General features: G+C 53.8%; 10 protein-coding genes. 8 read left to right on the top strand and 2 right to left on the bottom strand.

The genetic code is table 11. The features are described 5' to 3' along the window. Positions 1–335: 335 nt before the first annotated feature. On the bottom strand, positions 336–2171 hold the full coding sequence (locus DTF_RS0117195; RefSeq protein ID WP_027716326.1) for an ABC transporter C-terminal domain-containing protein: 1836 nt from the start codon (positions 2169–2171) through the stop codon (positions 336–338). 674 nt (positions 2172–2845) lie between these two features. Here DTF_RS0117195 and DTF_RS24205 point away from each other — a divergent pair. From DTF_RS24205 to DTF_RS0117150, 8 genes are all read left to right on the top strand, one after another. Then, positions 2846–3460 (top strand): cytochrome c3 family protein, encoded by a 615-nt coding sequence (locus DTF_RS24205; protein ID WP_081703059.1) that lies wholly within the window; start codon positions 2846–2848, stop codon positions 3458–3460. 31 nt (positions 3461–3491) lie between these two features. Next, a complete protein-coding gene (locus tag DTF_RS24200; RefSeq protein ID WP_051361424.1) occupies positions 3492–4418 on the top strand; it encodes a 4Fe-4S dicluster domain-containing protein in 927 nt (308 codons plus the stop codon). A 19-nt stretch (positions 4419–4437) separates the two neighbouring features. Beyond that, positions 4438–5712: a sulfate reduction electron transfer complex DsrMKJOP subunit DsrP gene (dsrP, locus tag DTF_RS24195; RefSeq protein WP_081703058.1), complete on the top strand. Its 1275-nt coding sequence runs from the start codon at positions 4438–4440 to the stop codon at positions 5710–5712. 373 nt (positions 5713–6085) lie between these two features. Continuing rightward, positions 6086–6574, top strand: coding sequence for a cytochrome c3 family protein (locus DTF_RS0117175; RefSeq protein ID WP_027716325.1), 489 nt, complete (start codon positions 6086–6088; stop codon positions 6572–6574). A gap of 2 nt (positions 6575–6576) precedes the next feature. Continuing rightward, positions 6577–7350, top strand: a complete 774-nt coding sequence (locus DTF_RS0117170; protein WP_027716324.1) for a 4Fe-4S dicluster domain-containing protein — start codon at positions 6577–6579, stop codon at positions 7348–7350. A 2-nt stretch (positions 7351–7352) separates the two neighbouring features. After that, complete coding sequence (gene nrfD, locus DTF_RS0117165) at positions 7353–8636, top strand: NrfD/PsrC family molybdoenzyme membrane anchor subunit (protein ID WP_027716323.1); 1284 nt, start codon at positions 7353–7355, stop codon at positions 8634–8636. A gap of 301 nt (positions 8637–8937) precedes the next feature. After that, complete coding sequence (locus DTF_RS24190; protein ID WP_155890858.1) at positions 8938–10389, top strand: NapC/NirT family cytochrome c; 1452 nt, start codon at positions 8938–8940, stop codon at positions 10387–10389. A gap of 363 nt (positions 10390–10752) precedes the next feature. After that, on the top strand, positions 10753–11100 hold the full coding sequence (locus DTF_RS0117150; RefSeq protein ID WP_027716322.1) for a YtxH domain-containing protein: 348 nt from the start codon (positions 10753–10755) through the stop codon (positions 11098–11100). A 62-nt stretch (positions 11101–11162) separates the two neighbouring features. Here the strand turns inward: DTF_RS0117150 and DTF_RS25745 are convergent, their stop codons facing one another. Beyond that, positions 11163–13586 (bottom strand): mechanosensitive ion channel family protein, encoded by a 2424-nt coding sequence (locus tag DTF_RS25745; RefSeq protein WP_051361422.1) that lies wholly within the window; start codon positions 13584–13586, stop codon positions 11163–11165. Between the last annotated feature and the right edge of the window lie 223 nt (positions 13587–13809).

Genomic DNA, 13809 nt, shown 5'->3' with positions numbered 1-13809 from the left:
CCCCGACAACACCGAGAAGGGCGAGAACATAGGCGGAACTGAGAGCATCACCGAGACGACTTTGAGCTTCCATACGACCCCTCCATCTTCTTGTGGGCTTGACGATGATCCATTTCATTCGCCGTGCCTGATTAGTGATATTTTGTTAATTTGCATTAATTGTACCATATTAACCATGGTTTTCCGCTCCAAAAAAAAAGAGGCTTTCTCCGCTACCTGCCGAGAGAGCCTCTTTCGTATTCTTTTAAACCTTCTGCTTTTTCCGGCTACTTATCTCCTCGCCAGAGCCCCTGCACTTCCTGGGCAATCTTTTTCAGAACCCAATGATACACCCATTACTGCATCGATTCATTTGCCCCGCCCGTCCCGGTCTGGGATTTACGAGGCCATTTTGATACTCTGAGCATATCAATGCGCTGCCACCGACTCAGCGCGAAGGACTCAAGGGAAGCCGCCACCCCGAAGGATAAAACACTGGCCACCACGGGAACGCCGGCCAGACCGAGCAGGTCGATCATAAAGACCTTTACGCCGCCGATAATAGTGACCAGAATGGCGACGTTCCGCACCTCCTTGTTTCGGCGCATGAAAGCAAAGCACATGAGGACGGCGGCGGAGAGATTGATGATCACCGTTTGGGCTGAAGAGAACACGGACGAGATCTCTTCACCCGGGATCAGCCCGACGATCGCCTGATACACTCCGACCCTCAAGGCAAAGAAACCGCCCAGCAGCGAGACCATGAGGAGGAAAACCGCAAGGCGGTCGTCCTTGTCGAATCGGTCAAAAACCAGGGATTCTCCAGGTGGCGGATTGTTGCGGGCCCAAAGGTAATGCAGAAAAGCGATTCCCGCCAGAGCCCCGGATGCGCCGGCGCCGACAAGTGAAGGACTGGTCGTTTCCGTGGCCCGCAGCAACAGCGCTAAAATACCGCAAGCATAAAACTGCAGCATGTAGGAGGTCAGTCGCATGCCTCCACTGCGCCAACGCCTGGACAGAACAGCCATTCCAAAGGCTGTTGCCGAGATCAGTGCAAGGGAGATCAGCTTACTCCCCGTGGCCATGGGGAGCGCCAGAGCCAGGAGAATGCTGCCAGCCAATGCGAAGGAGTTGGTTCCTGGCGCCCCTTCCATCCGTCTCCTTCCGAACCAATAACCTATTGCGAAATGACCTGCCGCGGCCATTACCCCCATGCTCGCCAAAAACGAGGCACTCCACGGTCCGGCATTTACCGCATACCTTGCAACGGCGAAAGCCCAGAGTACGTTCAAGGTCGGAAGGGCAAAGTCAAATTTTGAAACCCGTTCGTTGATCCGTCCGAGAATCCCCATAACCGCAACACCAGCGTAGACCAGGGCCAGAGTGGCGACCGCCGGAAAAAGGCCGGCGACCGAGAAGGGAAGTTCGTCCGGAGTACTCCTGCCCAGGTAAATACCCAGTCGCATCCCCCAGACCATCATCATGAATACGGAAACGACAAAGAGGAGCCATCGGAGCCAGGAACACCGCTGAAGACGCGTCGCAAAAGTGCCCAGGGTATTGGCAGCCAGCAGCAGAATGAAAAGGTAGGGGAAAACTGGATGAGGAAAATCGAGCGCAACGCCGGCAAGACACATTCCAAGTGTACCGACGAATACGGGAAGAGCGACCTTGTACAGGTGCGAGATAAACGCCAGGGCCACTCCGGCCGCAGCGATAAGCATGTAGGCCGGCACGGTGGGGAGGGATTCGAAGTGCTCGTGGGTTTCAACGACGATCGAGTAGAGGAGAAACGCGCCACAGACGGTAAAAACCGGCGCAAGCGAATGCGACCGGCTATAACTTCGCCATCCCCAGGCGATGAGGGCAAAAGAGTATGCCATTCCGATCAGGGATCCGACCTCCTTGTCCAGGATGTCATTGTCGGTGACCGTCCGCAGAACAAGCGCCACTACCAGCAGAAAGCAGATAGACGCCAATCGCTGGAGGAGAGAAGAATGCCCCAACCAGTCCAGCAGCGCCTCAGAGGGTTCTCCGGATTCGGCGACCGGCGTTGGCATATCCCGCAGCAGAATTTTCCCGGCAGGACGCTCAAGGCGGTGTTCCAGTTCCTCTATCCGGCTTTCGAGTGTACTGATATCCTTTTCGAGCTCCTCAATTCGGCGCTCCAGAGATTTTCCAGCATCTGGCATATACCCGCCTCCAGCGTTCATGACTTCGTGCAGCACAGAAACCCCCAGCTCAGAATTTCTGCACTGTCGCTTTCATCCAAACAGCTCACCGACCGCTGCGAGCCCCCATCGAATCAGCCATTTATTTTATAGCGACTTTAAGCTTGCGCCAATATGGGCCACAGTATAACACTTTTTTACTAATTTCAAAAACATTTGATATATGCCTTTTCCGTCCTTTGGCATGAGGCCTTGCAGCACAGCATGTGATATAATTATAATTAAAAATCAGCAGCTTCCGTCCATTCACAGAGGATTGACATCCGGTGACTTTAGTGTTAAAAAGTAAACGATGTTCTACTTTTTGAGGGAGGCGGAAGCAGGCCTGCCCACCTTCGTAACCGGCGTCCGAGGGATATTTCAATCCGGTTTTTTTACACAGGTGACGTATCGACTCTCTTCTTTATCCCCCTGAGCAACCCGGCGTCGCATAATGTAAATTTCAACAATTGACTCAGGTCAAACCATCAAGTCAACCGCTTTTATATAATTGCAAAATACTCCTCACACTTGATAGACAATGGATAGACAATGTTATTATTTTTCGCCTTTTTGTTCTGCTGTCCTTTTGCCGAACCCGATTACCCGTACAGGGCTCAACCCTGACTTTTCTAACCATCATCTCGAGGTAAAAAATGCTCTCTCTCAGAGTGATCTTACACCGAACCGCCCTGGGGGCACTCGCCCTCCTCCTGTGTACCTTCTCACCCCCTCCAACGCAGGCGGCAAAAGAGAAATATTTTGACCGCTCCGGCAGGTTGATCGTGGTGGAGAAGCCGGCGGCCGACCTGCTGCGCACCTACGACACCCAAAATCGTAAACCGCCCGAGAACTTTCCCGTGCCGCCTGCCCCCTTCTCGGAAGGGATTTTTCCCTGCTCCGACTGCCATGCCGACATGAAACCGAATCTCCAACGGCGGGAATTGCAGGACATGCACACCGATATCGTCCTGAATCATGCCGAGGGACAGCGCTGGTGCCTGGATTGTCACAATCCCGGCGATCGGGACACCTTGCGCCTGGTGTCGGGGGAGGTGATCCCCTTCTCCGAAAGCTACCGGCTCTGCGGACAGTGCCACGGGGACAAATACCGGGACTGGCGCGAGGGCATACATGGCAAGCGAACCGGCAACTGGAACGGCGACAAGGAATACCTGCTCTGCGCACACTGCCACAACCCGCACGATCCTGGATTCAAGCCGTTAAAGCCCATGCCACCACCACAACGGCCCGGCGGCGGTATACATTAAATATCACGCAATAAACCGAATGGAGAAAATAATGTCGGATCAAAATAAGCGCGATAAACATGTTTTTCAATTAACCCGTCGCAAGGCCCTGAAGGGCCTTGCGGCAGGTGTCGGCGTTCTAGCCTTGCCATCCCGTCAAGCTTCGGCCTCCGTCTGGGAAAGCTTCTTCCAGAAGCATTTCCGTGAACTCAGCAAGGATGAGCTGAAAAGTGTATTGGCACGGCTGGAAAAGGAATACAGCAAGCAATACGACAAGGACGTGACGGTCAAGGCCACACCGGCCATTGAGGGGGTAAGATTCGGCTACGGGCTCGACCTGTCCCGGTGCATCGGCTGTCGCCGCTGCGTCTATGGCTGTGTGGCGGAGAACAATCAGTCCCGCGACCCGCAGATTCAATGGATACGCGTCGTCCGCATGGACAAGGAGAAGGGGATCGATTTCGATTCCGCCGAACACTACTACAACCCGGCTGAAGTTCCGGAAGAGGGTCACACCTACATGCCGATCGCCTGTCAGCAGTGCGAGAATCCGGCCTGCACCAAAGTTTGCCCCGTGCAGGCCACCTGGAAGGAAAACGACGGAATCATCGTCGTCGATTACAACTGGTGTATCGGCTGCCGTTACTGCATGGCGGCCTGCCCTTACGGCGCACGCCATTTCAACTGGAAGAAGAGCCAGATTCCGGCCGAAGAACTGAACCCCGACACCCATTATCTCGGGAACCGCCCCCGACCGGTCGGCGTCGTGGAAAAATGCACCTTCTGCATTCAGCGCACCAGGGAGCAGCCGGGCCGTTACCCGGCCTGCGAAGAGGCTTGCCCGGTCGGCGCCCGGAAGTTCGGCAATCTTCTCGACCCTAAAAGTGAAATGCGGTATCTGATTGAGAACAAACGGGTCTTCATCCTCAAGGAGGAGTTGAATACGCAGCCCAAGTTCTTTTACTTCTACGCGACCTAACCTCTGTGCGGAGTGAAACATGAAGAATATATGGTCATTTTTTAAAGGCACGCTGGTGCTGGTCAGCAAAGGAAGCAAAGGATATTATATCTGGGTCGGATTGCTTCTGTCGCTGATGACGATCGGCGCTACGGCTTACGTCTATCAGTTGGGGAACGGGCTCGGCGTCACTGCGATGCGCGACCAGGTCTCCTGGGGCTTTTACATCTCCAATTTCACCTTCCTGGTCGGGGTGGCCGCTGCTGCCGTACTGCTGGTAATCCCCGCGTATGTCTACCATTGGAAGCCGATCAAGGAGATCGCCGTTCTGGGCGAATTGCTTGCGATTTCCGCCATCGTCATGTGCCTGTTGTTCGTCACGGTGGATATCGGCCGCCCTGATCGTTTCTGGCATCTTATCCCGAAGATCGGCATCCTTAACTTCCCGCAATCGTTGCTGGCCTGGGACGTAGTCGTGCTTAACCTGTATCTTGTCCTCAATCTTGTCATTGCTGTATACATTCTCTACAACCTCTATTACAAGCGGGAACCGAACAAAAACTTCACGACGCCGCTGCTGCTGTTGTCTATCCCAGCCGCCATCTCGATCCATACGGTCACCGCTTTTCTGTACTCCGGTCTCGGGGCTCGTCCGTTCTGGAACGCTTCGATTCTGGCCCCGCGTTTTCTGGCCTCAGCTTTCTGCTCCGGCCCGGCCTTCATGATTCTGGTATTTCTCCTGATTCGCCGGTATACCAAGTTCCGGATCAAGGATGAGGCAATTCACAAAGTGGCAGAACTGATCGCCTATGCCATGTTCATCAATCTCTTTCTCCTCGGGGCGGAGGTTTTCAAAGAGTACTACACCGACACCATTCACCTTGCTCCGATGAAGTATCTTTTCCAGGGCCTCCACGGCCACTCGGCCCTTGTTCCCTGGATCTGGACAGCCATGCTCTTCAATATCACGGCTTTCCTGATCTTTCTTATCCCCGAGACCCGCAAGAACCATGTCACTCTGGTGATCGGCTGCCTTCTGATCTTCACCGGCGTTTACATCGAGAAAGGGATGGGCCTGGTTATACCCGGCTTTGTCCCGGACGTTCTGCACGAAATCTATGAATACTCGCCGACGGGAATTGAAATCCTGCTGACGATGGGAATCTGGGCCACGGGAATGTTCGTCTACACCATGCTGCTGCGAGTGGCCATACCGATCCTCAACGGTGATTTCCATGTCTCCGAGGACGGGGTCAACTGCTATATCGGGGATCAGCTCTTCCTCGTGCCTGCCCAAACCGAAGATAAAACATGACTTGATTCTGGCAAGTTTCACTGGCCGACAAGCCGGGGGAGGCTGCGCCCTCCCTCGGCTTTCATAACACCGGGGCGTATGATTCACCCGGTGCTGCTCTAGTCATCTCCTCGAGATAATGGCACCTCCTTCGTTTGTCACACCCCTTCCATTGATGCGAGAGCTTTTCATCCTCACGCAATACCTATCGGGAATGCCTGTTTTATTTTGATGTTTTTAATTTTATTTCCCTTGTAAAAGTATTGCTAAATCCCCAGTAAAATAGTATTTTATCAATCGGTTTTGGTCGGCTGGCCAGGCATTTGCGGCGGCCAACCCTCGGGGCCATTTCGCCCATCGTCCAGCAATAATCACCGCCAGGAAAGGGAATGACGTGAAAAACCATGTATGGCGACCACTCTTCGTGGTCATCGCAATGGTCGTGGGGATACTGGCATTCCGGTTCTTCTATGTCCCTAACGACTTCGGCAGCGGGGAGTACGGATTCATGTACAGCTACCACCGGAAGTCCAATGAGGAAGAGTGGAAGTCTAAGCCGGTGAAGTACCGCGACACAGGCAAGCAGAAGATGCACGAATTCTGCGAGGATTGCCATGGGGAGGAAGTCGAAATCCGGACGGAAGACCTGCACGGCATCATTCCCTGCGAAAACTGTCACGGGCCGGCCCTGAACCATCCGGAAGACCCCGAGAAGCTGCTCATCGACCGCAGCCGTGGGGTCTGCCTCCGCTGCCACACCGATCTTCCTTATACGACCAGTGAGCGCAAGCGCATCCCCGGCATCGATCCCGACGAGCATAATGTCGACATGGAATGCGTGGAATGTCACAACCCGCACAACCCGAGACTGGAGGACATGTAACGATGAAGCGGCGGGAATTCCTGAAAAACACCATCGTGGTCATCGCCGGTGCGTCGGTCCCCCTCTCGGCCCTAGAACTGATCGACCCCCGCAAGGTGCTGGCCGACAATCCTGAAATCCACTGGGCTTTTTTGATCGACACCCATAAGTGTGTAGGCTGCGGCTTCTGTGTGAAAGCCTGCAAGACCGAAAACGACATCCCCATGGAAGCCAACGTCACCCGCACGTGGGTCGAGCGGTACGTTTACACAAAGGATGACCGGCGGTACGTCGATAGCCCTAAAGGCGCCCTCTATGGCTACACCGACTCCAGAATCGACCTGGGCATGGGAGAACACAAGGAAATCAACCCCGAAGACGTCGGCAAGGCCTTCTTCGTTCCCAAGCTCTGCAACCATTGCCTCACCCCTCCCTGCACTCAGGTTTGCCCGGTCGGCGCCACCTATAAGACGGATGACGGCGTGGTGCTGGTCGATAATACCTGGTGCATCGGCTGCGGTTACTGCATCATGGCCTGCCCCTTCGGCGCCCGATATTTCCACCCTGTGCACAAGGTGGCGGACAAGTGCACCTTCTGCTATCACCGTATCACCAAGGGTCTCGAGACTGCGTGCGTCAATGCCTGTCCTTTCGGTGCCCGGAAGATGTGCAATATCCGGGACATCAATGACCCGGTCACCAAGATCATTATGAACGACCGCGTCGGTGTGCTTAAAGACGAATTCGGAACCAAACCGCAGGCTTTTTACATCGGCCTTGCTTCGGAGGTGCGTTAATCATGGTCGAACATGTCGCACAACTTGTTCATGGTGAAGCCTGGACAATCAAAGAGCTGTTCGTTCTGCCGAACGAATATGTCTACTGGTCGATTCAGATCGTCATGTACCCCTTTATGACAGGCCTGGTGGCGGGCGCCTTCGTCCTTTCCTCGCTTTACCACGTATTCGGGGTAAAGCAGCTGAAGGAAATCGCCCGCTTTTCACTTGTTTTCTCCTTTGCGCTGCTGCCGGTGGCGATGTTGCCGCTGATGCTGCACCTGATGCAGCCTTTTAGGGGCATCCACGTCCTGATGACGCCGCACTTCACCTCTGCGATTTCTGCCTTCGGTATCGTCTTTCTGACCTACGCCTGCATTGTTGCCTCCGAGCTGTGGTTCGTCTATCGTCAACATTTCGTCGAGAGCGCCCTCGCCCTCAAAGCCAGCCCGACCCGCTCAGGAATCGACAGCCTGCGCCTCAGGCTTTTCTCCATCCTGACCCTCGGCGCCTGGGACATCAGCGATGAAGCCCTTCACAAGGACCATAAGGCGGTAAGCGTTCTGGCCGCCTTCGGCATCCCGGTCGCCTGCTTTCTGCATGGATACGCCGGTTTCATTTTCGGCTCGGTCAAAGCGAACGCTCTGTGGATGACGCCGCTCATGCCGGTCATCTTCATCTGCTCCGCGGTCGTCTCCGGCATCGCCCTGTGCATTCTCTGCTATGTGGTGACTCAGGAGATCCGCAAGTTCCTGGCCAAACGGAAATTGGCTCGGTGGGCTCACGAGCCCAATGCTCCGAGCGTGGAGCAACTGCGTGGGGCAGAGGAATCTGAGGTCAAGATGGTGGCCAATTACCTTCTCTATTTTATGATCGCCGCCCTTACCCTGGAAATTCTCGACCTGATCTTCCGTGGATACACCCAGGTCAAATCTTGGGACATTCTGCGCGAGGTCATTATGGAGCGGGATTTTGTCAAAATCTTCATTCTGCAGTACACCATCGGCAACGCTATCCCTTTCATCATGATGATCTTGCCCGGGAGAACGGTGCGAAGGATAACCATTGCAACCGTGCTCGTCATGTTCGGTGTATTCATGATGCGTTGGAATGTGGTCATCGGCGGACAGGCCTTCTCCCTGAGCTTCGCCGGCTTCATGCACTATCACCTGCCGATCATCCCCCATGATGTGGAGACCTTCAAGGAGGGGCTGTTCGGCGCACTAACAGTCATGGCCACGCCTTTTGTGATTTTCTACTTCCTGACAAAGATTTTCCCGGTCTTCGCTGAAGAAAAGGCTCATTGACCCAGATCCCAAATAACTGACACGCGTCACTGAAACGGCAGAAGCCGCACCTCCATCGGAGGTGCGGCTTCTGCCGTTATGCTTTCGATCGTTTCGATCCTGATTAAGTTAGTCCATACTAATGTTTAACCAGCCAGAATTTAACCGTTTTTCCTCCCTTTCCCGTTGACACTCCATGGTTCTGAATGCTATCTAATGACTGTCCAATAATTTGGCAGGGTCTTGCACATGCCGGACAGCCGGACTCATCCTTTATTTTTCCAAATCCTCCCAACAGATAAAGCCATAGAAGGGATATTTCATGAAAAGACTGACGGATCTGGTGTCGGCATTCGCCAAGGGCATTGCCCATAGCAGGATCTCATTGATAGGAGCAATGATCGTCACGGTTGTCTGCCCCTTTCTCCTCGGCGCTCTGATTTATGACGCAGTCTGGCACATCGACAATACATATTTTTCCTTCGCCATCTACATGATTCTCGGACCGACATTCATCACCGGGTTAATCATGGTGTTTCTGGGCTTGTTTTTTTTCAAGGGCAAGGAGGAGGTCAGACTTTTCACTCTCGAATACCTGCAAGGGTATTTCACGGACCCTTCCAAGTTCAACCGCCTGCGTAAGCTGGTCTTTGTCGCCGTCTTTCTCACCTGCGTGAACCTGTTCATTTTCGGGCTGCTCGGCTACAGCGGGTATCATTACATGGAATCGACCGGGTTCTGCGGCCAATTCTGCCATACGGTCATGGATCCCGAATACACGGCCTACCAGAATTCGCCGCACTCCCGCGTTTCCTGCGTGGAATGCCACATCGGTCCTGGGGCCGGCTGGTTTGTCAAGTCAAAGATCTCCGGTGCCAGGCAGCTTGCCGCCGTAACACTCGAATCCTATCCCCGCCCGATTGAAACTCCGGTACACGGCCTGCGTCCGGCGCGGGATACCTGCGAACAATGTCATCGCCCGCAGATATTTCATGGCGGTAAACTGGTAGTCAAGGATAAATTTCTGCCTGATGAGCAGAACACCCACGTCCAGACGGTTCTTCTGATGAAGATAGGATCTGCGGGCGACCGGACGGTCAGCCCGCACGGCATTCACTGGCATGTCGCTCCCGAAAACAGAATTGTCTATCGGGCGGCCGACTGGGAGCGCGAGAAGATACCCCTGGTGACCCTCGCCAAATCGGACGGTACGGAAGTTGTCTATCGCACAGAAGACGCCGAGGAAGTTCTGGGCCAAGACACGGAGCAGGGATTACGTGAGATGGACTGCATCGACTGCCATAATCGACCGACCCACATCTATCTGCCCCCTGACCGGGCCATCGACAATAAAATACTCTCCGGAGATATCCCCCTTGACATCCCCTTCATCAAAAAGAAAGCCATGGAAGTGGTCAAGGTGGAGTATGCGAGCCATGAAGAGGCAAGAGAGGGGATTGCAGAACGGCTGAACGAGTGGTATAGACAGAATCACGCTGAATTCCTCTCTGCCAATCCCAACCTGCTGCCGAAGGCGATTGAGGGAATACAGGCGGCATATACTGAAAACGTCTTCCCGAAGATGAATATCCAGTGGGGGACTTATACCAGCCACCTCGGCCATGAAAACGATCTTGGATGCTTTCGCTGTCACGACGAAATGCACGAGTCCGAATCAGGGGAGACGATCTCCATGGATTGCAACACCTGCCATACCATCCTTGCCGAGGAGGAAACCAGCCCCGAAATCCTTCATCTCCTCCAGGGAGAATAGACGCAGATAAACGTAAAATCCCCTCGCAGCTGTATTGCGAGGGGATTTTTTTGTCAGCCGGCTCATCGTCTCGTCCGGCTTCTTCGCTCTGCGGGGCAGGGCGATGAATACCCCGATCAGGGGTCAATGATCATTATCTTAATGTATTTTTTAATCCGCCTGATCCTCCTTTCCTTTGTCTTTATTTTATCGTGCACTGGAGAAAGAGCAACCGCCCAAAGGCGAATAATTCCTTCCTCCTCCTGGTCCGGTTATTTCCGCCCCACTCCAATGCAGAATGAGTCTCTAAACAATGCTCCATCTCTTGCGGCCACTCTGATTTGTGCTAAATAGATATAATAACCACATCGCAGGGAGGGAAATATGGTACGCAAGAATAACAGTGGAACACTGGGAGCGATTATGCTCGTAGCCGGAGGAATCATTGGGGCTGGGACGGCGCTGTTGCTGGCGCCGCAATCAGGGAAAAGGACCCGCAGGCAGATCGCCCGCTGTTCCCGAAAGGCGCGCAGTCAAGCAGAGGAAATGGTCAAGGAGGCCGCCGATTCGGTATCCGAAGTCATTGATGATCTGGGGGAAAAGACATCCGACATCTTTGAAAGAGGAGGCGAAGTGGCTGAAAGCTGGCGCAACCATCTGCTCGAATCGCTTGATCAGGGGCAGAAAAATCTGGAGAAACAACGGAAACGACTTTCGGAACGGTGGTCCTGATTTTCCGGCAGGTCATGGAAGTCCCGCCAGGGTCGCTCCCTGGCCTGCCGGAAATACACCTCCTAGACTTTCCCCTTGTCTCCGTCCCCGGATCGAGGCCTCTCCTCTGTAAACCCGATCTCCGGGGAGACACTCCGAAGGTGAAGATCCCTCTGCGGGAAAGGTATCTCCACACCCTCCTCCCGGAAACGACGGTCAATAAATTGACAGATTTCGCTGCGCACCCTCAATCGGTCGCGGACGTTGGAAATCCAGACGCGCAACTCGAAATCGAGCGAACTGTCTCCGAAACCGCTGAACAGCGGAGACGGAGCAGGATCATTCAGGACATTGGGATTCTCTTCACCCGCTTCCACGAGAATTTTCAAAACCAACGTAACATCGCTGCCATAGGCAACTCCGACAGGAACCGATACGCGGCATAGCGGTGATGTGAGCGACCAGTTGGTCACCATCTCGGATACCAGCAGTGAATTGGGGACGATAATCTCTGATTCATCGAGAGTGGTGACCACCGTGGAACGAAGCCCGATCCTGAGCACCGTACCCCATGCGTTGTCGATGATGACGATGTCCCCGACTCTGATCGGTCTCTCGAAAAGGAGAATGATTCCGCTGAGAAAATTATTAACGATGTTCTGCAGACCAAAACCGATCCCGATGCCAAAGGCGCCCGCCAGCACAGCGAAATTTTTAAGCTCCACCCCGGCCAGACTCATGGCGAAAAGGAAGCCTACAAAAATCAGCGCGTAATGCAGCAGCTTCTTTATCGCATCACGGATTCCGCGATCAAAACGACGCCGTGGGAAAACTTCCGCCTCCAGAAGTGAGCGGATCCCCCATGAAGTGAAGATGGAAGCATAGAGAACGAGTCCAATAACCAGAATCTTCTGAACAGTAATCCGTACGTTCTCAATGGTAAATCCGTATTCGAGCAAGGCGGACCAGCCTTCTGCCACGTTGTCGTAGATGTTCCATATCTCCAGCAGATACAGCCCCGCATACACCGAGACAAGGGCGATGAACATGGTTTTAAGGCGTGCAGTCAGTTCACCACCGAAGCGGCGGAAGAAACGCCACCGACGGAAAAACTCCTGCTCAAAAAGGAATTCGATGCCTCCCTGTCCGAGCTTAACCGTCATTGCGGCAAAAAGGCCCAGGAAAACAGTCTTGAGGGATGAATCGATCAGCCGGAAGGAAATCGTGCTATAGCCGCCGAACTGTGCCAGAAAGGATACCAGGAGGATTACTGCACCGAGGCGAAGTGCGACGGCAAATCCTGTAAGCTGCCCTTCATGTTCCCGCAGATTATTCGCGGCCAGTACCCAGAAGAGGGGGGCTCCGCAAAGAGAGAGCAGAGCCAGATAAAGGCGGTACAGGGGAACGGGAAAACCGATGGTGCGCAAGACTAGAGAGATGAGAAAAAGAACTGCCAGCAGCCAGACCATGAAGCGCTTTCCGGAATCCTCCAGCAGAGCGCAGACGAGAATGGCAGCAGAGGAAGCCGCCACTATCCAGAGCAGCAGATCCCAGAGAGGAGAAGCGTCCGAATAGAGAAAACTCAGGGAACAGAGTGAAACGAAAGCTCCCGTCGCCCAGGGGTGAAAGAGAATGAAATGCCATTCCTCGGTATCTTCGACCTTGACGCGATGGTGAAGGATAAATCCGCCCAGTACAAAAACCAACAGGATTTGCATGGCGGTGATCCATCCCTGGCTGCGCAGGAAGTCGTAACTGATCCCCTGTACGTTGCCGATACCTTCAATCACCCGCTCCCAGAGGGCGGCGTTGAATTGCTGAAGGAACTCCCGGCTGGCGAATGAATGGGAAACCTTTTTGAAACTTTGGCGGCGAACGATTTCCTCGATTTGCGCCAGCAGAGTGTTCACTCTGCTTTTCAGGTCCGTAACCTCTTTCTGCTGCCGGATCAGTGGAGTGGAAACGGAAGATACCAGCTCCAACACCCCTTCGATGGTTTCCCTGGCCTGGGCAAATTCCTCCTGAGGGACTGAAATATCCCTTCTTACAAGGAAATCCCGCCATTCCTTCCAGAATGTCTGTTTGCTTCTCCAGCTGCTGCCAACGCTCGCAATTTCGGCGATACGCGAGGAGAGATTATCGAGAAGAATCTCCAGCGAGTCACTCGTCTCATTCAGTTTTTCGCGAAGATCGAGCAATTGGTTGAATCCCTGACCGAGGGGACCGACCACCTCGCCTACCCGCGCTTCGAGACTTTGCAGGTCCTGCCGTATCGTTCCAAGCCTCTCCCGCAGAGCTATGGGGTCACGCAATTCCTCGATTCTTCTCCTGACCTGGGTTGCCTCGGCAACAAGCTGGGAGGAGCGGGGCACGATCTGATCGAATCCGGGATATTCGCTTGCCTGGGTTTTTTCATCGCCGGCAGGCGAAGCCTCCTGCGCGCGAAGCGGCCCGGTCAGGGTCACCAGCAATAACACGATCAGAAAAGTCGGGATAAATCGAGACATGGATTTCTCTGGTGGCGACGGAATTGACTTAACTGCCCTGTTTTATTAGTCTAACTCTTTTTACTCCTTATTCCACCGGCCGCAGGATGGATGACCGAGAATTGAACTGTTGTCGTAATTGGCGAGGTCCTTTGTGTTCTGCGGAAAAGAAAAAAAGAATCATGGAATAAGGAGCAAACCAGAGTAATCCATTTGAAGCTGCTATCATTTAAGGGGCAGAGGG

Source organism: Desulfuromonas sp. TF, from assembly GCF_000472285.1.
Lineage (GTDB): Bacteria > Desulfobacterota > Desulfuromonadia > Desulfuromonadales > ATBO01 > ATBO01.
Note: the sequence above shows the minus strand (reverse complement) of the source record. Positions and strands in the feature narration are given on the sequence as shown.

What these genes read in the sequence shown, in the direction of transcription:
- DTF_RS0117150 (WP_027716322.1), top strand. Translation starts at nt 10,753, where the DNA reads ATGGTACGCAAGAATAACAGTGGAACACTGGGAGCGATTATGCTCGTA.
- DTF_RS24190 (WP_155890858.1), top strand. Translation starts at nt 8,938, where the DNA reads ATGAAAAGACTGACGGATCTGGTGTCGGCATTCGCCAAGGGCATTGCC.
- DTF_RS25745 (WP_051361422.1), bottom strand. Translation starts at nt 13,586, where the DNA reads ATGTCTCGATTTATCCCGACTTTTCTGATCGTGTTATTGCTGGTGACC.
- DTF_RS24205 (WP_081703059.1), top strand. Translation starts at nt 2,846, where the DNA reads ATGCTCTCTCTCAGAGTGATCTTACACCGAACCGCCCTGGGGGCACTC.
- DTF_RS24200 (WP_051361424.1), top strand. Translation starts at nt 3,492, where the DNA reads ATGTCGGATCAAAATAAGCGCGATAAACATGTTTTTCAATTAACCCGT.
- DTF_RS0117170 (WP_027716324.1), top strand. Translation starts at nt 6,577, where the DNA reads ATGAAGCGGCGGGAATTCCTGAAAAACACCATCGTGGTCATCGCCGGT.
- DTF_RS0117195 (WP_027716326.1), bottom strand. Translation starts at nt 2,171, where the DNA reads ATGCCAGATGCTGGAAAATCTCTGGAGCGCCGAATTGAGGAGCTCGAA.
- nrfD (WP_027716323.1), top strand. Translation starts at nt 7,353, where the DNA reads ATGGTCGAACATGTCGCACAACTTGTTCATGGTGAAGCCTGGACAATC.
- dsrP (WP_081703058.1), top strand. Translation starts at nt 4,438, where the DNA reads ATGAAGAATATATGGTCATTTTTTAAAGGCACGCTGGTGCTGGTCAGC.